At 47.5% G+C, this 23,159-nt stretch carries 19 protein-coding genes; all 19 read right to left on the bottom strand.

The genetic code is table 11. The features are described from left to right. Positions 1 to 174 precede the first annotated feature (174 nt). Complete coding sequence (locus tag ACXAJH_RS02445; RefSeq protein WP_474971452.1) at positions 175 to 4,467, bottom strand: PolC-type DNA polymerase III; 4,293 nt, start codon at positions 4,465 to 4,467, stop codon at positions 175 to 177. Between the two features lie 92 nt (positions 4,468 to 4,559). After that, positions 4,560 to 6,263 carry a proline--tRNA ligase gene (locus ACXAJH_RS02440; protein WP_474992995.1) on the bottom strand — a complete coding sequence of 568 codons (1,704 nt, stop codon included), beginning with the start codon at positions 6,261 to 6,263 and terminating at the stop codon, positions 4,560 to 4,562. A gap of 87 nt (positions 6,264 to 6,350) precedes the next feature. Beyond that, a complete protein-coding gene (gene rseP / locus ACXAJH_RS02435) occupies positions 6,351 to 7,607 on the bottom strand; it encodes an RIP metalloprotease RseP (protein ID WP_474968522.1) in 1,257 nt (418 codons plus the stop codon). A 16-nt stretch (positions 7,608 to 7,623) separates the two neighbouring features. Further along, positions 7,624 to 8,769, bottom strand: coding sequence for a 1-deoxy-D-xylulose-5-phosphate reductoisomerase (gene dxr / locus ACXAJH_RS02430; RefSeq protein WP_474968521.1), 1,146 nt, complete (start codon positions 8,767 to 8,769; stop codon positions 7,624 to 7,626). A 19-nt stretch (positions 8,770 to 8,788) separates the two neighbouring features. After that, positions 8,789 to 9,586: a phosphatidate cytidylyltransferase gene (locus ACXAJH_RS02425; protein ID WP_474968520.1), complete on the bottom strand. Its 798-nt coding sequence runs from the start codon at positions 9,584 to 9,586 to the stop codon at positions 8,789 to 8,791. Between the two features lie 15 nt (positions 9,587 to 9,601). Further along, entirely contained in the window at positions 9,602 to 10,369 is a 768-nt protein-coding gene (locus ACXAJH_RS02420; RefSeq protein WP_474971455.1) for an isoprenyl transferase, read from the bottom strand. A 154-nt stretch (positions 10,370 to 10,523) separates the two neighbouring features. After that, positions 10,524 to 11,081, bottom strand: coding sequence for a ribosome recycling factor (frr, locus tag ACXAJH_RS02415; protein WP_027954235.1), 558 nt, complete (start codon positions 11,079 to 11,081; stop codon positions 10,524 to 10,526). A gap of 3 nt (positions 11,082 to 11,084) precedes the next feature. Further along, positions 11,085 to 11,807: a UMP kinase gene (pyrH, locus tag ACXAJH_RS02410; protein ID WP_027954234.1), complete on the bottom strand. Its 723-nt coding sequence runs from the start codon at positions 11,805 to 11,807 to the stop codon at positions 11,085 to 11,087. A 117-nt stretch (positions 11,808 to 11,924) separates the two neighbouring features. Beyond that, positions 11,925 to 12,809 carry a translation elongation factor Ts gene (gene tsf / locus ACXAJH_RS02405; RefSeq protein ID WP_474968518.1) on the bottom strand — a complete coding sequence of 295 codons (885 nt, stop codon included), beginning with the start codon at positions 12,807 to 12,809 and terminating at the stop codon, positions 11,925 to 11,927. Between the two features lie 125 nt (positions 12,810 to 12,934). Beyond that, on the bottom strand, positions 12,935 to 13,672 hold the full coding sequence (gene rpsB / locus ACXAJH_RS02400) for a 30S ribosomal protein S2 (protein ID WP_027954232.1): 738 nt from the start codon (positions 13,670 to 13,672) through the stop codon (positions 12,935 to 12,937). A 166-nt stretch (positions 13,673 to 13,838) separates the two neighbouring features. After that, entirely contained in the window at positions 13,839 to 14,261 is a 423-nt protein-coding gene (locus tag ACXAJH_RS02395) for a hypothetical protein (protein WP_474971456.1), read from the bottom strand. A gap of 37 nt (positions 14,262 to 14,298) precedes the next feature. Continuing rightward, positions 14,299 to 15,069, bottom strand: coding sequence for a FliA/WhiG family RNA polymerase sigma factor (locus tag ACXAJH_RS02390; protein ID WP_027954230.1), 771 nt, complete (start codon positions 15,067 to 15,069; stop codon positions 14,299 to 14,301). A gap of 59 nt (positions 15,070 to 15,128) precedes the next feature. Then, positions 15,129 to 15,662, bottom strand: coding sequence for a chemotaxis protein CheD (locus ACXAJH_RS02385; protein ID WP_474992993.1), 534 nt, complete (start codon positions 15,660 to 15,662; stop codon positions 15,129 to 15,131). Further along, positions 15,655 to 16,125 carry a chemotaxis protein CheW gene (locus tag ACXAJH_RS02380; RefSeq protein WP_474968515.1) on the bottom strand — a complete coding sequence of 157 codons (471 nt, stop codon included), beginning with the start codon at positions 16,123 to 16,125 and terminating at the stop codon, positions 15,655 to 15,657. Before ACXAJH_RS02380 ends, ACXAJH_RS02385 begins: the two co-directional genes overlap by 8 nt. 14 nt (positions 16,126 to 16,139) lie before the next feature. Continuing rightward, positions 16,140 to 18,122 carry a chemotaxis protein CheW gene (locus tag ACXAJH_RS02375; protein ID WP_474968514.1) on the bottom strand — a complete coding sequence of 661 codons (1,983 nt, stop codon included), beginning with the start codon at positions 18,120 to 18,122 and terminating at the stop codon, positions 16,140 to 16,142. A 4-nt stretch (positions 18,123 to 18,126) separates the two neighbouring features. Further along, positions 18,127 to 19,173 carry a protein-glutamate methylesterase/protein-glutamine glutaminase gene (locus ACXAJH_RS02370; RefSeq protein WP_474968513.1) on the bottom strand — a complete coding sequence of 349 codons (1,047 nt, stop codon included), beginning with the start codon at positions 19,171 to 19,173 and terminating at the stop codon, positions 18,127 to 18,129. Beyond that, the gene (locus ACXAJH_RS02365; RefSeq protein ID WP_474968512.1) at positions 19,170 to 20,042 is read right to left on the bottom strand and encodes a MinD/ParA family protein; all 873 of its coding nucleotides are present in this window, start codon (positions 20,040 to 20,042) and stop codon (positions 19,170 to 19,172) included. Before ACXAJH_RS02365 ends, ACXAJH_RS02370 begins: the two co-directional genes overlap by 4 nt. Beyond that, a complete protein-coding gene (flhF, locus tag ACXAJH_RS02360) occupies positions 20,026 to 21,129 on the bottom strand; it encodes a flagellar biosynthesis protein FlhF (protein ID WP_474992991.1) in 1,104 nt (367 codons plus the stop codon). Before flhF ends, ACXAJH_RS02365 begins: the two co-directional genes overlap by 17 nt. Continuing rightward, positions 21,126 to 23,159: a flagellar biosynthesis protein FlhA gene (gene flhA, locus ACXAJH_RS02355; protein WP_474968510.1), complete on the bottom strand. Its 2,034-nt coding sequence runs from the start codon at positions 23,157 to 23,159 to the stop codon at positions 21,126 to 21,128. The genes flhF and flhA overlap by 4 nt, the downstream gene beginning before the upstream one ends.

Raw genomic sequence — 23,159 nt, 5'->3', positions numbered from 1 at the left:
ATACAAACCCCTGCTGCATTGAAAAGTTTCCACAAAAGTAAGAGCCTGAAATATGACAAAAGAGCGGGTTCCCCCACTCTTTCGGCGTTCCTATCGCTCTTCTCACCATAAAAAATATATCATAACTGCCTATGGTTTGCAACCGGAGGCCAGATGATGGAGAAAACCACGCCCCTAAAAAAGTGAGAGCTGGTTTTCATCCGGCATTCCTTCCAGGCATCCGAAGTTATCCAGATACTCCAGAACCGTTTTCGAGATACGGCTCCGTTCTCTAAGATCCTGCTTGGAAAGGAATTCTCCTTCACCACGGGCCTGAACAATGTTGATGGCCGCGTTAGTACCCAGTCCGTCAACCGCATTGAATGGTGGAATCAACTGACTGCCTTCCACTAGAAAGTCCGTAGCACTTGAATTGTACAGGTCCACATTTTTAAAGCTGAACCCACGCTCACACATCTCAAGAGAAATTTCCAGCACGGTCATCAAACTTTTCTCCTTCGGTGTCGCATCAAACCCTTTGCTCTGGATTTCATTCATACGGGTACGGATCGCTTCGGATCCCTTCATCATCGTTTCCAGTTCGAAATCGCTGGCACGGACGGTGAAATAGGCCGCATAAAAGTAAATCGGGTAATGGACTTTGAAATAGGCGATCCGAACGGCCATCAGGACATAGGCAGCGGCGTGGGCTTTCGGGAACATGTATTTGATTTTCTTACAGGAATCAATATACCAGTCCGGGACCCCGTGCTTTTTCATTTCTTCAATCCATTCGTCCTGCAGGCCGCGACCCTTCCTTACAAATTCCATGATTTTAAAGGCAAGAGATGGATCAAGGCCCTTATGCATTAAATACACCATAATATCATCACGGCAGCCGATAACCTCGGGAAGTGTACAAATGCCGTCATTGATCAGCTGTTCCGCATTTCCAAGCCATACGTCCGTTCCGTGTGACAAACCGGAAATGATGACAAGTTCGGCAAAGGTTTTAGGTTTTGTATCCTCGAGCATCTGCCTTACGAAACGCGTACCAAATTCAGGCACACCGAGGGTTCCGGTTTTACACAGGATCTGGTCCGCCGTTACTCCGAGAGCTTCAGGTCCGCTGAAGATTTTCATAACTTCTGGATCGTCGACAGGAATCTCCTTCTGGTCGATTCCACTTAAGTCCTGAAGCATGCGGATAACGGTCGGATCATCGTGTCCAAGTATATCCAGCTTGAGGAGGTTATCGTGAATGGAGTGGAAATCAAAGTGCGTTGTTCTCCATTCGGATTTTGTATCATCTGCCGGGTACTGGATGGGGGAAAAGTCGTAAATCTCCATATCATCCGGCACAACAATGATGCCTCCAGGGTGCTGGCCGCTCGTCCGCTTGACTCCTGTGCATCCATGGACAAGCCTGTCTATCTCCGCGTTCTTATAATGCAGCTGATGATCACCGGCATAGCCCTTCACATAGCCATAAGCGGTCTTTTCAGCAATCGTACCAATCGTTCCGGCACGATACACGTTATCTTCCCCAAACAACTCTTTCGTATAATTGTGCGCATGCGGCTGATACTCACCGGAGAAGTTCAAGTCAATATCCGGGACTTTATCTCCTTTGAACCCAAGGAAGGTTTCAAAGGGTATATCCTGGCCGTCTTTCTTTAAAGATGTCCCGCATTCCGGGCAGTCTTTTTCATCCAGGTCAAACCCACTACCGACGGAACCATCCGTAAAGAATTCGTTGTACTGGCACGATGGGCAGACATAATGGGGCGGCAGCGGATTAACCTCGGTGATTTCTGTCATTGTCGCAACAAAGGACGAGCCGACCGACCCCCGTGAACCGACAAGGTATCCGTCTTCAAGGGATTTGGTCACAAGCTTTTGTGAGATCAAATAGATGACCGCAAAGCCGTTTCCAATGATACTATCGAGTTCCTTCTCCAACCGATCCACGATCAACTGAGGGATGGATTCGCCATAGATGCTCCGCGCTTTATTGTAGGACATATCACGGATTTCCTGATCCGCTCCTTCAATGTTCGGTGTATAGAGATCATCTTTCACAGGGGAAACTTCCCCGATCATATCATTGATTTTATGCGTATTCGTTACGACGAGTTCTTCAGCTTTTTCTTTTCCTAGGAAGGAAAGCTCATCGATCATTTCATTCGTCGTCTTAAAATGCACCTCAGGAAGGGTCTGTCTGTTTAAAGGATTTCCGTTCTGTGACGATATGAGAATCTGACGGTACTGCTTTTCATGAGGCTCAAGGTAATGGGTATTCCCTGTAGCCACGACCGTTTTGCCGAGCCGTTCGCCAAGAGCGGTGAGACGCTTCAGAATATCAAGGATCTGTGCTTCCGTCTGAACGAGATCTTTTTCGACAAGGTGATAATAGTTCCCCGGCGGCTGTATTTCAATGTAATCGTAGAAGTCAGCCACTTTTTCAGCTTCTTCTTCCGATTTCTGCATGATCGTTTCAAAGACCTCACCTTTATCACAGCCGGATCCGATAAGGATGCCTTCCCGATACTTTTTAAGCAGCGACCTTGGAATCCGCGGCACACGGTAGAAATAATTCACATGCGCTTCAGAAACCAGGCGGTAAATGTTCTTCAAGCCGGTACTATTTGTCGCAAGCAGTGTGGCATGGGAAGGTCTTGAGCGTTGATAAGCTTTCCCTTCCCCCATATAATCGTTCAAATTCTGGTGATTGGTAATGTCCCGTTCCATGGCCCTTTTTAGAAGTTTCCACAAAAGATAACCGGTTGCTTCAGCATCGTAAATAGCCCGGTGGTGCTGGGTAAGCTCGATATCGAACTTCTTACAAAGGGTATTCAACCGGTGATTTTTAAGTTCCGGCACAAGGAACCGGGCCAGCTCCAGCGTATCGATGACCGGGTTTTCCGCTTTCCCAAGATCGATGGCCTGATAGCCGGCATTTAAGAAGCCCATATCAAAGCTTGCGTTGTGGGCAACGAGAATGTCATCCCCTGTCCATGTATGGAAATCCTTTAACACTTCTTCGATTTCCGGTGCATCCTTCACCATATCATCCGTAATCCCTGTCAAATCAATGGTCGTCTGGGACAGGGGATGGTGAGGATTCGCGAAGGATTCGAAGCGGTCGACAATCTCTCCTCCTTGAATACGGACAGCTGCCAGTTCAATGATTTTATCGTAAACAGCAGATAAACCTGTCGTCTCTACGTCAAAAACAACATAAGAGGCATCTTCCAAATCGCGGTCCTGCTCCCCATAGGCAATCGGCACTCCGTCATCAACCAGGTTGGCTTCGACACCGTATAGGATTTTAACCCCATTCTTTTCCCCTGCACTGTGGGCATCAGGATAAGCCTGAACGACAGCGTGATCGGTGATGGCAATCGCTTCATGGCCCCAGTCCCCTGCCTGCTTAATCAGACGGGATGGAGACACGGGGGCATCCATGGCACTCATTGTCGTATGGGCATGCAGTTCAATCCGTTTCTTTCCTTCAGGTGCCTCATCCTGACGCAGCTTCGGCTTCACTTCGTTGATATCATTGGCCATCATCGTCAGCTCGTTGGTAAAGCTGTCCGTTTGTACGCCGCCGCGGGCTTTGATCCACATTCCCGCCTGGACGAGCTTGAACATGTCAGCATGATCATCGCCGCGGGAGAACATTTTGATGGAGAACGAATCGGTGTAATCCGTGACCTTGAGCAGCAGAAGGTGCCGGCCTGAGCGGAGTTCCTTCACTTCCGCATCAAACACATACCCCTGGACAGCGATCCGTTTTTCTTCTTCCTGAATTTCTTCCATAGGGATGATATCATCCTGGATTTTATAACCAATTTCAATCGGACCTTTAGGCCTTTGGTCGTCCTTATCTTTCGCCCGCTCCTCCTGTTCCTTCACAGCCTGCTGGACAAGGATTTTATCTTCTTTCTGCCGTTCTTCCTGGAACCTCTTGATCTCGTCTTTTTCATGTTTCACCTGTGTGGATAAAACAAATGCAGGGAGACCTGCACGCTGCGCATACTGCTTAAGAGGCTCTTCCAGCTTTTTCTGTACGGCATGGCTCTCAGCTAAATTCCTACAAGTTAACATAATCTTGTTCCCGTTAACTTCAGGCTGCTGTTCCAACAGCAGATCTTTGTATCCCGGAGTCAGGTTTGTCAGCGTCTTAATAAAGTTCTGCCAGTATTCTACAATATCTTCACCGGCCAGCTCTTTATCCGCTGTTTCAATGGTCCAGTCTACTTCAGCAATCGAACGAAAGGCATGGACCAATTTACTTGTGAACAGTTCATAAACAGAAGGTGGAAGCGGCCTTTGCATGGCAAAATGAAAATGCCACGCTTTCTTTTCCTTGAAGACGACCAGCTTCTCCATCCGGCTTTCTTTAAAATGAGGTTCAATCAGATTATGAGGAAACTGGATCTGTTCCAGTAAATAGTGCATCTTCTCCTGACTGTTCACACTCATCGTGATTCCTCCCTTTACCATAAGGACTAAGCTCGTTCATGGAAATACCCTTGCTCATCTTATCCCAAGCAAGGGTATTTTCTGTGAAACAATTAAGCTTTGTACCAGTTTTTTATATAGTCAGCGATTTCTGAAGCGGAAAGTTCCTTCTGCTCTCCAGTCGCTCGTTCTTTCACTTCCACAATTCCTTCACCGGCTTGCTTTCCAACCGTCACACGAACCGGGATTCCGAATAGATCACTGTCGGCGAATTTAACACCGGCTCGTTCTTTACGATCATCATATAAAACTTCGATGCCGGATTCAAGCAGCTGGTCATACAATTGATCTGCAAGCTCCTTCTGCTCTTCCTTCTTCGGATTCATGGAAAGAAGGTGAACCTGGAATGGTGCCACATTAGCCGGCCACGTGATGCCGCGGTCATCGTTATACTGCTCTACGACAGCCGCGAGTGTCCGGGATACACCGATCCCGTAAGATCCCATGATCATCGTCTCCGCTTTCCCCTGGTCATTGAGGAAAGTTGCATTCATACGCTGCGAATAGAATTCGCCAAGTTTGAATACATGACCCACCTCAATCCCTCGGGCGAATTGGATAACCCCTTCCCCGTCTGGAGAAGGATCTCCTTCTTGAATGAAGCGGAGATCTGCATAGCGGGATACGTGGAAATCTTTTTCTGGTTTCGCGTTTTTATAGTGGTATCCGTCCTCGTTGGCCCCACAGGTGACGTTCACAAGAGCTTCAACAGCTGTATCCGCCACAACATCCACTTCTTCCGGCACTCCTACAGGTCCGAGGGATCCGAAGCCTGCACCCATCAGACGTTTCGTATCCTCTGCTGAAGCAAGTTCTACGACGCCGGCATCATAAAGGTTTTTCAGTTTCACATCGTTGACTTCATGATCTCCTCTTGTGACAGCCAGAACAAACTGCTCGTCTACTTTGAACAGGATGGCTTTTAAACCTTCCTCAAGCTGGTGCCCAAAGAAGTCAGCAACCTCCTGCATCGTTTTACAGCCCGGGGTTTCGACTTTCTCCATGTCGACGGGAGCTGCTGCAGACTTTTCATAAACAGCTGTAACAGGTGCCATTTCTATATTGGCTGCATAACGGGAAGTGTCTGAATAGGCGATTACATCTTCCCCGACTTCGGAAAGGACCATGAATTCATGCGTATCCTTTCCGCCCATCGCACCGGAATCAGCGATGACTGCACGGAAATTCAAGCCCAGACGGGAGAACACGTTGGAGTAGGCCTGGAACATCTTCTCGTATGTTTCGTCAAGGCTTTCATACGATTCGTTAAAGGAGTAGGCATCCTTCATTAAAAATTCGCGGCCGCGGAGCAGGCCAAAACGGGGACGTGCTTCATCACGGAATTTATTCTGTATTTGGAAAACCGTCAATGGAAGCTGCTTATAACTTTTCACTTCATGACGTACAAGGCTTGTAATCACCTCTTCATGCGTCGCTCCCAGAGCAAACTCACGGTTGTGACGGTCATTCAAGCGCATCAGCTCGGAGCCGAACGTAGACCAGCGGCCGGTTTCCTTCCATAGTTCTGAAGGTTCAAGGGCAGGCATAGCCATTTCGTGAGCACCGATCTTTTCCATTTCTTCTCTTACAATATTTTCAACTTTCCTCAGCACACGCTGCCCGATCGGAAGGAAACTATAAATCCCCGAGGCAATCTGGCGTATGTAGCCGGCGCGGACTAAAAGCTGATGACTTTTAATGTCTGCGTCTGCTGGGTTTTCTTTTAAAGTAGGAATGAACATATGACTTTGTCTCATCATCTACACCTCAATTCAATGTTAATAAAAGAAAGCCGGAAGTCCAGGTAACGCCTGTTGCCTTGAGACTTCCAGCTGTAGGATTCATCATAGGAATAAGCGTTGAATATCGTTCCATGTTACGACAAGCATGAGCAGCATCAGAAGAGCAAATCCAATGAAATGGACGAGACCTTCCTTCTGCGGATCGATCGGCTTCCCTCTGACACCCTCAAGCCCTACAAAAATCAGGCGGCCCCCGTCAAGGGCAGGAAGCGGAAGAAGGTTGACGATCCCGAGGTTAATGCTCAAGATGGCTGTCCACATGACGAAATTGGTGAATCCTGTCTGAACGACCTGGTCCGTAGCATCGTAAATACCGACAGGACCTGAAAGCATATCCAGTGAAAACTGACCGGTCACAAGTTTACCAAGGTTCGTCAGGATCAATCCGGCCCACTCATACGTCTGAGTAAAGCCAAACGTTAGTTTTTCAGTAAACGATTCCTCAAACGCTCTCGCTACACCCACCTGGCCGATCGTCATATCACGATCTTCTATGGATGCAGGGGTCACATTCATCTGCTGGACGGATCCTTCCCGTTCCACCGTTAATGTAACTTCTTCACCAGGATGATCCCTGATGATAGCCGTGAATTCCTCCCATGTACTGACGGATTCGCCGTCCACAGCGGTCACTTCATCCCCGGCCTTCAGACCAGCTTCCTGGGCTGGTGTACCATTTTGAATTTCACCAAGCTTGGCCTCATCTGAAGGCACGCCTTGAATGAAACCTAAAATCATAAACAGGATAATCGCAAGGACGAAATTCATCATGGGACCGGCAAAGAGCTGCATCGCCCGCTGCGGTACAGTTTTGGATGCAAACTGGCGGTTATAGGGAGCGATTTGTGTTTCATTTTCATCCATCACAAACATCGCTTTTGGATCGACTTCAAAAAACAGCTTTTCATCTTCATCCACTTCATAACCTTCAATAACAAGCCGATGGTCGAGATCCGCTTTTTCGACTTCAATCACACGGGCTTCCGGATGTTTGGATTTGTTATTCACAATGATCCGATTTACTTTCCCGTCGTTATTGAATTCCAGGCCGATATGATGACCGGCTTTCAATTCTACAAGTTCAGGGTCTTCCCCGGCTACACGGACATAGCCGCCGATGGGAAGCAGACGGATCGTATACAAGGTTTCATTTTTCTTAAAATGATATATTTTCGGCCCGAAGCCGATGGCAAACTCCCGCGCCAGCATACCTGCCCGTTTGGCAAATATGAGATGCCCCCACTCATGGACGAACACCAATAATCCGAACATGAGTATAAATGCAATCACTGTAGTCAAATGAAGCACCTTCCTTTTAATTTAAATGGAAACGGACTCTCTTCCTTGTTTCCTCATCAATAGAAATTATGGTAGACAAGTCCGGGTTATGAATCTTGTCATGCCTTTCCAACGCTTCTTCGATGTATGATTCGATTTCCAGGAAGGAAATCCGTCCTTCCAAAAACATTTGAACGGCTTCTTCATTCGCTGCGTTCAAAACGGCCGGCATCGATCCCCCTGCTCTGCCTGCTTCATAAGCCATACGCAGGCATGGGAAACGATCCATGTCCATTTTCTCGAAATTCAAGGTCGCAATTTCTTCTAAATTCAAATGCTCTGTAATTGGAAGGTCCATCCGGTTCGGATAGGTCAAGGCGTACTGGATGGGCACTTTCATGTCAGGCGTTCCCAGCTGGGCAATGACATTCCTGTCCACGTACTCCACCATGGAATGAATCACGCTTTCCCTATGAAGAATAACATGAATCTGTTCATATGGCACTTGAAAAAGCCAGTGGGCTTCAATAACTTCCAGTCCCTTATTCATCATGGAAGCTGAGTCAATCGTGATTTTGGCCCCCATGCTCCAGTTAGGGTGGTTCAGCGCATCTTCCACCGTCACGCCTTTCAGTTCATCTCTCGTCTTATCACGAAAGCTGCCGCCGGAAGCGGTAATAATCAATTTTTCAATTTCTTTCCTGTTCTCACCATTTAAAGCCTGAAAGATCGCGGAATGTTCGCTGTCCACTGGAAGCAGTTCCACCCCGTATTTTTCGGCTTCTGCCATGACGAGGTGACCCGCCGTTACGAGGGTTTCTTTATTAGCGATGGCGATTTGTTTACGGGCCTGAATGGCTTTTAAAGTGGCCGGCAGACCGATACTTCCCATCACAGCGTTGACGACGACATCCACATCATCGGCAGAAGCGGCCTCAATTAAACCTTCTCCGCCGGTTAAAATGCGGGAATGGTCGATTTCCCTCCTCAAACGCTGCTTCGTATCCTCGTCCTGCACCACGATGACTGCTGGTTTGAATTCCTGTATAAGCGGGACCGCTTTTTCAACGTTACGGCCGAATGCCATACTGTACAGCGAAAACTGTTCAGGGTGGAGTCTGATGACATCCAGGGTTTGTATTCCGATCGAGCCTGTCGCTCCTAATAATGAAATGTGTTTCATATTCCCCATCCCTTCTCGATTACTGAATAAAGTTGATCAAATGCAGAATCGGCAGAATAAATATTAAACTGTCAAACCGGTCAAGAACACCACCGTGCCCGGGAAGGATCTTACCGGAGTCCTTCACTGCATAATGCCTCTTGAATGCCGATTCAACCAGATCTCCAATCTGACCTGCAATCGATATGAGCACAGTTACGAGGAGAACGACAATCAAGGAATGCTCCAGGGGTTGGATCAGATGAAAAATAAATGCAACGACACAGGCAAGTGCCACGCCCCCGACAGAGCCTTCAATCGTTTTCTTAGGGCTGATCTGCGGCCACAGTTTACGTTTCCCGAACGATCTTCCAAATAAATAGGCGCCTGTATCCGTCGCCCATACGATGAATAAAGCGAACAGAATGTACGTTAAATCCGCTTCCCTTGTCTCGATTAAGTAGTTGAAGCCCATTCCAATATAAATGGATGAGAGCAGCAGGAAGCCTGCATCATCAAAGGTGAACCGGTTCTTCACAAGCACGGTATAACTCAGCAGGACGAGGACGGCCAGCAGAGTGATTTCCGATTTCGTTATAAGGTCATCGGAGTCCACCACATTGTCGAAGACCCCATACGGGAACATGAGCGCCCACATCAAGACAAGACCAAGACCTGCCGCGACCGAATACCGGGCGATTTTCTTCATGCGTATCAGCTCGAGGAGAGCGATACTGGCTATGAAATAGACAAAAGCTTTAAACGGCCATCCTCCCAGGAGGACGATCGGGATAAAAATAAGTGCTGCTACGACAGCAGTAATTGTTCGTTGTTTCATTCCTTCATTCACACCTTATACTCCGCCAAACCGACGTTTGCGATTTTGAAAATCATAAAGAGCTTTTTCGAAATGGCTTTCATTAAAGTCAGGCCAATACACCTCTGTAAACCAAAATTCTGCATAGGCCAGCTGCCATAACAGGAAATTGCTTAAGCGCTGCTCCCCGCTTGTGCGGATGAGAAGATCCGGCTCAATCAGCTCAGACGTATACAGCTCTGATGAAAACATTTCTTCACTGATATCTGATGGATCGAGACCGCCCTCTTTCACTTTTTCTGCGATCTGCCTGACGGCGTGCACCATTTCAAAACGGCTGCCGTAATTCAAGGCAAAATTCAGTACAAGTCCATCGTTGTCTTTCGTTCTTTGAATGGCCTCCTGGACGGCATTTTTCGTGTGTGGAGGCAGAACATCAAAATCACCAATGGTACGGACCTGGACATTTTTCTCAATCAATTCAGGCAGATATGTATTCAGAAAATCTACAGGAAGCTTCATGAGGAACTCCACTTCATTCTTCGGTCGTTTCCAGTTCTCTGTGGAGAAAGCATACAGCGTCAAAACCTGAACACCGAGGTCAGAAGCATAGCTGACAATCCTTTTGACAACACCCATGCCTTCTTTATGACCCGCAATCCGCGGCATTCCTCTATTTTTAGCCCAGCGGCCGTTTCCGTCCATAATGATGGCCACGTGCTTCGGCAGATGAGTATGATCAAGGCCGAGCGACTGTGTTTCTGCTTGTTTTTTTGTTTTTGCGAATGGAAACTTGATTGGCATCGTTAATCCTCCAGTCCGTTTCTTCCATCTTTCTATTATATACTAAAATGAACGTATATGCCGAGACCCACAGCTGGTGAAAAAAAGAAAACCGCGCTGCCAAACATCTACAGCGCGGCTTTACCACTTTATGGCATATGAGGTTAGAGAAAAATCAAACTTCCATGATTTCTTCTTCTTTTGTTTTAGCCAGTTGATCAATCTTCTCTACATTCTGGTCGGTGAGCTTCTGCACATCGTCCTGATAGGAGCGAAGATCGTCTTCTGTCAATTCGCCGTCTTTTTCAAGCTTCTTCAAACGGTCGTTGGAATCGCGGCGGATGTTACGAACCTGTACTTTCGCTTCCTCCGAATACTTTCCTACAACTTTTGCAAGGTCCTTACGACGTTCCTCCGTAAGTGCCGGAATGTTGATACGTACAACATTCCCATCACTGGATGGAGAAAGACCAAGGTCTGCCTTAAGAATCGCTTTTTCAATCTCTGCAATGGCTGTTTTGTCATATGGAGTAATAACAAGCAGACGTGGTTCAGGCGCTGATACCTGCGCCAGTTGGTTCAACGGTGTAGCTGCACCGTAGTAATCCACATATACGTTGTCAAGGATGGAAGGGTTCGCACGACCCGCTCTTACCGTGGCAAGTTGACGGGAATAAGCTTGCACCGCTTGTTCCATTTGTTGTTTCGTCTCATTAATCACAGCTTCAGACATAATTTATTTCCCCCTCACAATAGTTCCAATGTTTTCGCCCATAACGGCTTTTTTAATATTACCATCTTCCGTAATCGAGAATACCAGTAAATCGATATCGTTGTCCATACATAATGAAGAAGCCGTTGAATCCATTACGCCCAGCCCTTCATTTAAAACATCCATGTAGGATAGCTCATCATATTTCACGGCATCTTCGTTCGTTTTCGGATCGTCTGTATAGACGCCGTCCACGTTGTTTTTCGCCATAAGAATGACATCCGCTTCAACTTCAGCCGCTCTTAAGGCAGCTGTCGTATCTGTTGAGAAATACGGGTTTCCTGTTCCGGCAGCAAAAATAACTACACGCTTTTTCTCTAAATGACGGATGGCTTTACGGCGGATATAAGGTTCAGCCACCTGTCTCATTTCGATAGAAGTTTGGACACGGGTTGGGATCCCTAAGTTTTCAAGGCTGTCCTGAAGAGCCAGTGAGTTCATGACTGTAGCAAGCATTCCCATATAATCAGCATTTGCACGGTCCATGCCCATTTCAGCACCGACTTTGCCGCGCCAGATGTTGCCGCCACCGACAACAACCGCTACTTCCACGCCCAGTTCAGCTACTTCCTTCACCTGACGTGACACAGATTTTATGATGCTTGGCTCAAGTCCGAATCCTGCTTCTCCACTTAAGGCTTCTCCACTTAATTTTAATACAATTCTCCGATAGCGAGCAGTAGTCATAGTTACCTCCCGTGTGTTTTTCTAAAAGTCGAACATGGCTGCTCATAGCATGTATATCATGTATGTAGCCTTTTTGAAAATAGGGAACACCTGCAGTGTCCCCTATTTTCACCATCATTATTTTTTAACTTGGCTCATGACTTCGTCTGCGAAGTTTTCTTCACGTTTTTCCATACCTTCGCCGACTTCGAAACGATCGAAGTTCGTGATCTGGCCGCCTGTGGAAGCAACATACTGCTTCACTTTCTGGTCCGGATCTTTAACAAAGCTCTGGTCAAGCAGGCAGATTTCTTCGAAGAACTTGTTCAAACGGCCTTCCACCATTTTTTCAACGATGTTTTCAGGCTTGCCTTCGTTCAAGGCCTGTGTTTTAAGAAGTTCACGCTCTTTCTCTGCTTCCTCCTGAGGAATTTCATCACGGGAAACATAACGAGGGTTAACAGCAGCTACGTGCATAGCAACGTCCTTAGCAGCAGCTTCATCTGTAGAACCTTCAAGAACAGTCAATACGCCGATGCTGCCGCCCATGTGGATGTAGGCACCAAATGCGTCGTTGTCTGTTTTCTCTTTGATAGAGAAACGGCGGAGGGAGATTTTCTCTCCGATTTTCGCTACGCGCTCTGTAATGTATGTGCTTAGTGTTTCGCCTTCTCCATGAAGCTTCTGTTCAAGAGCTTCTTCTACAGAGGCAGGTTTCTGGGAAACAAGGTGCTGCCCAAGATCTTTAAGAAGTTCCTTGAACTGGTCGTTTTTCGTAACGAAGTCTGTTTCACAGTTTACTTCGAAAAGAACAGCCGTGTTTCCGGAGACTTCAATTGCTGCAGAACCTTCTGCTGCGATACGGTCTGCTTTCTTAGCCGCTTTGGAAATCCCTTTCTCACGAAGCCATTCGATCGCTTTATCCATGTCACCATCAGTTTCAGTCAGTGCTTTCTTACAATCCATCATTCCAGCACCTGTTTTTTCACGTAGTTCTTTTACCATCTTAGCATTTACAGCCATTGTGAAAGCCTCCTTTTTAATGTACAAGGTTAAACAGTCCGGCCTTGTACCGGAACTGGTTGAATAAAAGGAATTCTTGAAAAAAGGTGATAAAGGTATACCCCCTTATCACCTTTAGACCCTTCTTACTCCTGAGCAGCTTCTACAGCAGCTTCAGTTTCTTCAGTTGTTTCTGTTTCTTCCCCCTGCTTCGCTTCAAGGACAGCGTCAGCCATCTTGGAAGTAAGCAGTTTGACAGCACGGATTGCGTCATCGTTTGCAGGGATGACATAATCGATTTCGTCAGGGTCACAGTTCGTATCAACGATACCTACAACTGGGATATTCAATTTATGAGCTTCAGCAATCGCGATGCGCTCTTTACGAGGATCGATGACGAACATTGCATCAGGAAGACTCTTCATTTCTTTAATACCGCCAAGGAATTTAACAAGACGATCTTTTTCTTTAAGCATGTCAACGACTTCTTTTTTAGGAAGTACATCGAAAGTACCGTCTTCTTCCATACGCTCGATATCTTTCAAACGGTTAATACGTTTGCGGATGGTTTCAAAGTTTGTAAGGGTACCGCCCAACCAGCGTTGGTTGATGTAGTACATACCACAGCGGGTAGCTTCATCACGTACAGTATCCTGTGCTTGTTTTTTCGTACCTACGAAAAGAACGTTACCGCCGTCAGCAGCGACCTCTTTCACATAGTTGAATGCTTCATCAACCTTCTTCACGGTTTTCTGAAGGTCAATGATATAAATGCCGTTACGCTCCGTGAAGATGTATTTCTTCATCTTCGGGTTCCAGCGGCGTGTTTGGTGTCCAAAGTGAACACCAGCTTCTAGAAGCTGTTTCATAGAAATTACAGACATGTTTGTTCCTCCTGTTTTGGTTTTTTTAGTATCCTCCGCCCTTTTCATTTCCTTCCTGTGAACTCCGTATCGGAGCAACCTCACAAGCAGATCCAAAGGCGTGTGTATTGACACCGTCAGTAAATATACCATAAAGGTATGGATGGTTCAAGTTTTTTCAGTATTTTTACTGATTAAACTTATACATCAGTTCCACCTCTGTTTTACCTCTGTTCAATGCCTTCGCTGTTTCTTCCACAGACCACCCATCCTTCTTCATATTCATGACCATAGAATGAATGGAGGGCTGCTCCACTCCTGCTCCTTCATCCGGGAGGGGAGGCTCGTACACGCCGGCCTTCGTTTCATTTACAGGGCTCATGGTCCCTTCCATTGAACCGGTGCCTGAAGATGCCCATGCTTCCATCCGTCTGTTTTCCTCCTTGATTTCATACAGGTAAGAGGAAAATAAGTCTTCGATCTCCGCAGCGACCTTTTCCTGTCGAAGCTCCAGTTCTTCTGTCCGGCGGATTTTTTTCATCATTATCATAAGGCCGAATAATATTAATCCGTCAATGAGAAAACTGATCACTAATAAAAATGATGTCAAGGAGAGTCACATCCTTTCTTTCTCATCCTCTGCCCAGCTACATCACATTCTGGAGGGACTGCTTTAGTTTATAAATCGCCTTGGCATGGATCTGTGAAATCCGGGACGTCGTTAAATTCAAAACGTGGCCGATTTCCGTAAGCGTGAGCTCTTCTTTATAGAAAAGACTGATCACCAGCTTCTCTTTTTCCTTCAGCTGGTCAATCTGCTCCGCCAGTTCCTTATAGTTTTCCTGTTTGATGAGCGAGGAATCCGGAGAACCGGTTTCCTCATCGGGAATCGAGTATCCGATGCCTTCCTTATGATCTTCGCCCCCGTCTTTCGGTTTCTCTTCCATAGAAAGGACATTGGCAAACAAGGAGTCCTTGACAGCCGCTTCTACTTCCTGGGCGGATATTCCGACGGCTTCTGCCACTTCTTTGGACGTGACTGGACGCTGCAGCTTCTGCTCAAGCTCCTCTGTCACCTGTTCAATCTTTTTAGTCCGATCCCTCACCGAACGCGGCAGCCAGTCTTCCTTCCTCAAACCATCAATAATCGAACCGCGGATGCGGAAGGAAGCGTACGTATCGAATTTCAAGTCCCGGGACCGGTCAAACTTTTTCAAAGCATCATATAGACCAAGCATTCCGAGACTTCTTACATCGTCTTTGCTCACATTTTTCGGTAAATGTGCTGTAATCCGATGGACGTGATAATTTACCAGATAATCGTAAAGCTGGACAAGCTGGTTGGCCGCCTCACCGTCTCTTTCGTTCGTCCATAAATTCCACCATTGTTGTTCCTGAGGAGATAAACCACCTGCCATTTTCATCCTCCCCGCATTTTTTCATTTTTTCAATTTTTCATAGACCCGCACGCGCCCTCTCATAATAGAAGCTCACCGACGCCGGCCTTTTTTATGTTCATTTCACTGGTTTCCACATTAAACAGGATGGATCTTCCGGTCCGTCCCCCTGTATCCTCCGCAATGATCGGGATAAAGTGATCCGCAAGGCGGCTTTTCACCGCACTCACATTCCGCTCTCCTATACGAATCCTTGAACTCTGATCTTTCACCGAAAACATATGAGCCCCTCCCGCGATCTTCGCTTTTAAGCTCCCGGGTCTGCACCTTTTGTTGATGAGAGAATCAACAAGAGCATCAACAGCCGTATCTGCATACTTCCACCGGTTAACACGACCATGGAGAGCCGTTTGTGCCTCCGGCAGCATGATATGGATCATGCCGGCCATGCCGTTCCCGTTGTACAGTACCACTCCAACACAGGATCCAAGTCCAGTTGTGGTGAGTAAGGCATCCGTTCCTGCAGCAGCCATTTGGCCAATCCCGATTCTTATACGCTTCTTTTGGTCGTGTATCACCCGGGATTGTCCGGAAATGGTCCAGGAATTATCCATACATCTTTTCCAATTCCAACACGTCTTCTTTGTCCAGCACTTTCTCCAGATTCAAAAGGATAAATAACCGGTCCTCCATTTTCGCCACGCCTTGAATATAAGCGGCTTCCACAGTACCGACAACTTCAGGAGGCGGCTCGACCAGATCGTCTTCGAGGTCGAGAACATCGTTGGCAGCATCCACCACCAAACCAACGTTCATATCTTCGATTGAGACCGTAATGATCCTCGTCTGTTCGGTTTCCGGAGCCGGTTCAAAGCCGAACCTCTCCCGCAGATCGATCACAGGAGTGACGACCCCTCTTAAGTTGATGACTCCCTTTACAAAAGGCCTGGCTCCCGGTACCCGGGTGATCGGCACCATTCTTTCAATCGACCCCACCGTTTGGACAGGGAGGGTATATTCCTCGTCCTGGATTTGAAAAACGATGACTTTCTGCGCGTGCCCTTTATATTCTGTCATGAAAACCCCTCCTTTTATTTGATTAACGCATTGCTGTCCAGGATTAATGCCACCTGACCATCACCCAGAATCGTGGCGCCTGATATAGCAAACGCTCCGGATAGATAGTCACCGAGAGACTTCAAAACTACTTCCTGCTGTCCAATAAATGAATGGACGACAAGAGCTGCCATTTTGTCACCTTTGCGGACGATGACAACAGAATATTCATCATCTTCTTCCCGCTCCACAGGCACCTGCAGAAGTTCTGTCAAGTAGACAAGAGGAATGACCCTGCCGCGGAAATCCATCACCCTTTTGTTATGGGCGTGCAGCAGATCTTTTTTCTTCACAATAGCGGTCTCTATAATAGAAGAAAGCGGAACGGCATATTTCTCTTTCTGCACCTCGACCAACATGACAGAGATGATGGAAAGTGTCAGAGGGAGCTGGATGGAAAACCGGCTGCCTTCTCCAAACTCCGATTCGATTGTTATAGCCCCGCCAAGGGATTCGATGGTGTTCCTGACAACATCCAGGCCGACACCCCTCCCTGAAATATCCGAAATCTGGTCAGCCGTGGAAAATCCACTTTCCATAATCAAATCAAACACTTGGGAATCAGACATTGCTTCGGCCTGCTCTTTTGTAACGACCTGATTTTTGACGGCTTTCTCGACCACTTTCGTACGGTTGATCCCTGCTCCGTCATCCTTGATTTCGATGAAAACATGATTGCCACTGTGATAAGCCTTTAATTCAATTTTTCCTGCCGCAGGTTTCCCTTTGGCTTCACGCTCGTCAGGACTCTCAATGCCGTGATCCACCGCATTCCTGATTAAATGGACGAGGGGATCTCCGATCTCATCGATAACGGTGCGGTCCAATTCTGTGTCCGCACCCGTTATGGTTAATTCCAGACGTTTATGTAAATCCTTTGAAAGCTGGCGGATCATACGCGGGAATCGGTTAAACACCTGGTCTACCGGGACCATACGCATGTTCAAAATGATGCTCTGCAGATCGCTGGATATTCTCGTCATATGCTCCACCGTTTCCTGAAGCTCCGGATGGGCAAGATCTGCAGAAATTTGTTCCAAGCGTCCCCGGTCAATCACAAGTTCTTCAAACAAGTTCATAAGAGCATCCAAACGGTCAATGTTCACCCGGATCGTACGCCCGCTGGAGGATGGTTTACCCGCTTCTTTCGCTGCCTTGCTGTTTGTTTCTGGTTCAGGCTGAACCGGGATTTGTTCCATCGCCTGTGTTTCCTCTTTCTTATACAGCTCTACAGAAACGTGCTCCACCTCTGACACCTTTTCAATTTTTGCCTGGATGTCATCTTCTGACCCCTCTGTAATGAAAAGGACGGTAAAGCTGTGCTCAAATTCTTCATTTTCGAGTTTTTCAACAGAAGGAGAGGCAGCGACGACCTCTCCCGCTTGTTCAAGAACTTCAAAAATCATATACACTCTCGCAGCTTTTAACAGGCAGTCGTCCCGGAGGTGTATGTGAATCTTCAGCGCCTTATTCCCGGACTCTTCTGCCATATGGATCACGTTCTTTGTAAATGCATCGATCTGGAGCTCTGTTTCCTGCATTACACCGATGGGATTTTGACTTTTTAACAGCTGCTCTCCACCTTTTTCAACCGCCTCAAGTCTTCGGACTACGTTTTCTACATTCCGCTCTCCAGTCCCGCCATCAGCAATATCAAGGACCATTGCTTCCAGGTCGTCGACCGCATCAAAGACGGTGTCCAGCACCCCTTCATTCACTTGAAGCTGTTCATTGCGGACCGCATCCAGCACATTCTCCATGTTGTGGGTCAGGTCCGACAAATCCTGGTATCCCATTGTCGCCGCCATTCCTTTCAAGGTATGGGCTGAACGGAAAATCTCATGGACGACAGCAGTATCCAGCGGGTTCTTTTCTAAAACAAGCAGATGATCATTGATGGCTTGGAGATGTTCTTTACTTTCATCAATAAAGACTTCTAAATACTGATTCATTTCCATTTCTTTACCCCTTCTCCAACGCCTGCACGATTGCGGCGCTTATATTCGAGACATCTGTCACTTCATCAGCCAGTCCTGACTTAACGACCGCTTTCGGCATCCCGTAGACGACACAGGATTGTTCAGATTCTGCAATGGTGTAGGTCGGACAACTGCTTCGAAGCTTGATCATGCCTTCCAGTCCATCCGTGCCCATTCCGGTCATCACAACCGCTGTAACCATCCATCCTTGTACAGCAGCAAGGGACTGAAACAATGTATTGACGGACGGCCGATGTCCATTCACAGGTGCCTGTCCATTTAATTCAAGGAAAAGCCCTTCCCCTTTCTGAACAACCGTCATATGCGTTCCTCCCGGAGCAATATAAGCGACACCGTTTTTCAACTCTTCTTCATGCTTTCCCTCTTTGACAGTAAGGGAAGAAAGCTTATCCAGCCGATCAGCCAGGGTCTTAGTAAATCCCGGCGGCATATGCTGGACGACCAAAAGCGGCGCCGGCAGTTGTTCCGGAAGGGCGGCGAGAACCTTTTGAAGAGCTCGCGGTCCTCCCGTAGAGGTGCCGATCGCTACGACCCGTTTCTTCTTCCCTTTTTGGAACGAAACAGGGGGAGGATTTTCAACAGGATGGCTCCAAGGCAATGTTCCCACCCTTGCTTCCGCCGCGCCTTTCACTTTCCTTATTACTTCAGCTTCTACTTTTTCCATATCAAGAGATATCGCGCCCGAAGGTTTTGGTATGAAATCCACGGCGCCAAGTTCCATCGCCTTCAACGTGCTCTCAGCCCCGTCTTTAGTAAGACTGGACACCATGAGGACTGGCAGCGGTGTTTCCTTCATGATCCACTCCAGAGTGGACAGACCATCCATGACGGGCATCTCCACATCCATCGTAATCACATCGGGTTGAACCTGCTTCAGTTTTTGAAGACAATCCTGTCCATTCCTGGCAGCACCCACAACCTTGATACGCTGATCCCGCTGGAGCATATCGCTCAGCACCCGCCTCATAAAGGCTGAGTCATCGACGACCAGTACTTTGATTTCTTTCACTGCGCTTCCCCCTTCCTTACGAGCCGTTTTAATTTTTCCAAGAATCCCGGTTCTTCCAAATGGATGCTGGATGATGTCCGGTTTAAAAACCGTCCGGTGATTTGATGCACGGCCCGGCTCGCTTTTGCTGAAGGGGCATGGATCAGAAAAGGGACCTGGTTCAAAACGGCTTCAAGAACCTGCCGATCTTCAAGAACGACACCAAGTTGATGCACGTCAACATGTAAGAATCTATGCGCAGCCTCCTGAAGACGTGCCAACGTGCGTTCCCCCGATGGTCTGGTCTGCGCCCGGTTGACGATAAACGAGAATGGAAGTACGGGGTTTTTATGAACCAGCTGCTTCATCAGGGCATAAGCGTCGGTAATCGACGTAGGCTCCGGCGTTGTCACAATAATGACTTCATGAGCGGAAAGCAGCCATGAACGGCTGCTTTCCGTAATCCCCGCTCCCATATCAAGAAGGATGACATCATATATTTTCGAGACGTCTTCAAGCTGCTCGTCCAAAAATTCGTAGTCCACTGCATTCATATTGAACAACTCTGTCAAACCAGACCCGCCTGCAGCATAATCAAGCCCGCCCGGTCCGTGTTGTATAATTTCCTGAAACGTCAGCCGGTTCCGTATAAGATCAGGAAGACTACAAGCCGATGTTCGTCCTAAAAGAATATCCACATTCCCCATCCCGACATCCATGTCCAGCACCAACACTTTTCTTCCTGAGCGGCACAGGGATAACCCCATATTTATCGTGATGTTCGATTTCCCGACCCCTCCCTTTCCACTGGCAACGGCTACCACCCGCGCAGGGGGACTGGATTCACGGGAAATCATGCGTGTCCGAAGAAGTTCAGCCTGATCCTTCATCGGTATACCCCTCCATAAGCTGGACAGCTATATGTTCGGGAGACATGCTTTGGATATCGTCGGGCACGTCCTGTCCATTTGTGATATAAGCTGCCCCCCGTTTGTTCTTCAAAATCAAATTGACAGCATCCGCCAGCGTTGATGTTTCGTCTTCTTTTGTAAAAATAATCTTCTCCACAGGTAAGAAAGAAAAATTATTAAAAACCGCCTGCATATCCGCATATTTACTCGTTAAGGATAAGACAAGGAAATGGTCCGCCTGCTCTTCGAAATCAATTACGTTCTGGAGCTCTTCTATAAATGCACGATTCCGATAGTTCCGCCCTGCGGTATCAATGAGAACAAGATCAACATCCGCCAGCTTTTCCTTCGCCTGCCTGTAATCCTCCATGTTATAAGCCACCTCAACCGGGGCATTAAGAATTCCGGCATAGGTCTTCAACTGCTCCACTGCACCAATTCTGTACGTATCGGTTGTAATGAAACCAACCCTCCACCCCTTATTCAACACCGCATCTCCGGCGAGCTTGGCCAGGGTAGTCGTCTTTCCGACCCCTGTCGGTCCGAATAAGTGGATGTACCGTTTCTGAAACGTATGCCCGGACGGAATCTGCCGGAGCATGTCCGTCAGTTCCTCTACCGCCATTCTTTTGACCTCACCACGTTTGTCCGGGGGTTCATACTTTTCCAGTATGGAAGATACAAGGATTTGAACGTATGGCTTTTGAAGCCCCTGTCCTGATAAATACCGTTCCAACTCCTGCATCAACGGGGACAAAGCCGAATTCCCTGTCGACCTATCTTGAATGATGGCTTTCAACTGAGTTATTTCATCCAGAATCTTCTGGTTTTCTCCATTGTTCCCCTTATCCAGAAGTGGTTCAGAGGGCATGGCTTTCTTTCGTTCAACAGGAACTTCCGGGTCCATACCTGCGACCACTTCTGTCATTTCTTTTTTAAACAACCCGAGAAAGCCTCCACTTTTTATTACTTTTGAGCTTAAGATCACGGCTTCTGTCCCAAATTCACTTCTCACTTTTTTCATAACTTCCGGCATCGATACTCCGTGAAACTTTTTTATTCTCACGATACATTCACCACCCCGACACTCTGGACTTCGGCACTTGGATCTAATTCGTTATACGAAAGCACGACGACCTGGGGCAGTGCCCGGTCCAGCAGCTGCTTCATGTACATTCGCACGGCCGGCGAACAAAGGACGACCGCCGTCTCCTCCTGAAGGGTGACCCGTTCGACCTGTTCAGCTACAGAGCGTAACACCGCCTGTTGTTTTTCAGGATCAAGGGCAAGATAGCTGCCATGCTCCGTCTGCTTAATATGGTCTGCAACGAGTTTCTCCACTTGACCGGAGACGGTAATCACTTTCATCTGATCATTCCCACCCTTAAACTGACTCGTAATCTGTGCGGACAGAGACTGGCGCACGTACTCACCTAACAGTTCTGTATCATTGGTCATCTTTGCAAAATCGGCCAGTGTTTCAAAAATGACCGGCAGATTTTTAATCGAGATGTTTTCACGCAGCAGTTTGGCCAGCACTTTTTGAACATCTCCGACACTGAGTGGATCAGGGGTGACTTCCTGAACCAATATTGGATAGGAGGTCTTCAAATGATCGATCAGCTGCTGGGTTTCCTGACGGCCAAGGAGGGCGTGGGCATGACGCTTAATCACTTCCGTTATGTGAGTCGAAACGACAGATGGAGGATCGACAACCGTGTATCCTGACAATTCCGCCTCATCTTTCATATCTTCTGTGATCCACTTTGCCGGGAGTCCAAACGCAGGTTCCACAGTATCCATGCCCTCGACTCCGTCATCCTCATCACCCGGGGTCATGGCCAGATAATGATCCAGCAGAAGCTCTCCACCTGCTACCTGGTTTCCTTTGATTTTCAACCGGTATTCGTTCGGACTGAGCTGAATGTTATCACGGATACGCACAACAGGAATGACAAGGCCGAGTTCTATGGCGAGCTGCCGCCGGATCATAACAATCCGATCGAGCAGATCTCCCCCCTGGCTCGTATCGGCGATGGGGATTAAGGCATAACCGAACTCAAATTCAATCGGATCCATACTAATAAGATCAACCACATTCTCCGGCGACCGCATTTGATCCCCTTCTGCTTCATCGGTTTCCTCCGGTTCTTCAATGTCCTGCTTTTCAGACTGCCTGGAAAGGCGGTACCCTCCAAACGCCAGCACTCCGGCGATCAGGCTCGTTAAGAAAATGGGAATCGGGGTCAGGCCGAGAAGGAAGATGGAGGCGGCTGCAATATAAAGAAGCTTTGGATAGCGGAGCAGCTGACTGGTCACATCAGAACTCAAATTCCCTTCTGAGGCGACCCTTGTGACTACAATTCCGGTTGCGGTCGATATGAGCAGAGCCGGAATCTGACTGACGAGTCCATCACCAACGGTCAGACGCATATATGTATCAATAGCTTCATTAAAAGACATGCCCATCTGGACCATGCCGATAATCAATCCAAAAATGATGTTGATGATCACGATAATAATTCCGGCGATAGCGTCTCCTTTTACGAACTTACTGGCTCCGTCCATGGCTCCGTAAAAATCGGCCTCATTTTCAATTTTTCCGCGTCGTTCCTTAGCCTGATGTTCATTGATCATGCCTGCGTTCAAGTCGGCATCAATACTCATCTGTTTTCCTGGCATCGCATCAAGAGTGAAGCGAGCAGCTACTTCGGACACACGTTCCGCCCCTTTGGTAATAACTAAAAATTGTATGATAACAAGGATGATGAATACAACGAAACCTACGAGAGGATTACCACCAATCACAAAAGTTCCGAAGGTTTCTACAACACCACCGGCTTCCGCCTCAGAAAGAATCGAACGCGTCGTGGACACGTTCAAACCAAGACGGAATAACGTAAGCAGCAGCAAAAGGGTCGGAAAGACGGCAAACTGGAGCGCCTCATCCATATTCATGGATACTAAAATAACGATAAGAGCGAGCGTGATATTAATAAGAATAAAAAAGCTGAGGAGCCACCCAGGTAAAGGTATAACAAGCATAATGATGATCAATATTACACCTAACAGGACGGATAAATCTCTTGGTGACAT

The organism is Halobacillus sp. ABD4_316 (genome assembly GCF_056161385.1).
Note: the sequence above shows the minus strand (reverse complement) of the source record. Positions and strands in the feature narration are given on the sequence as shown.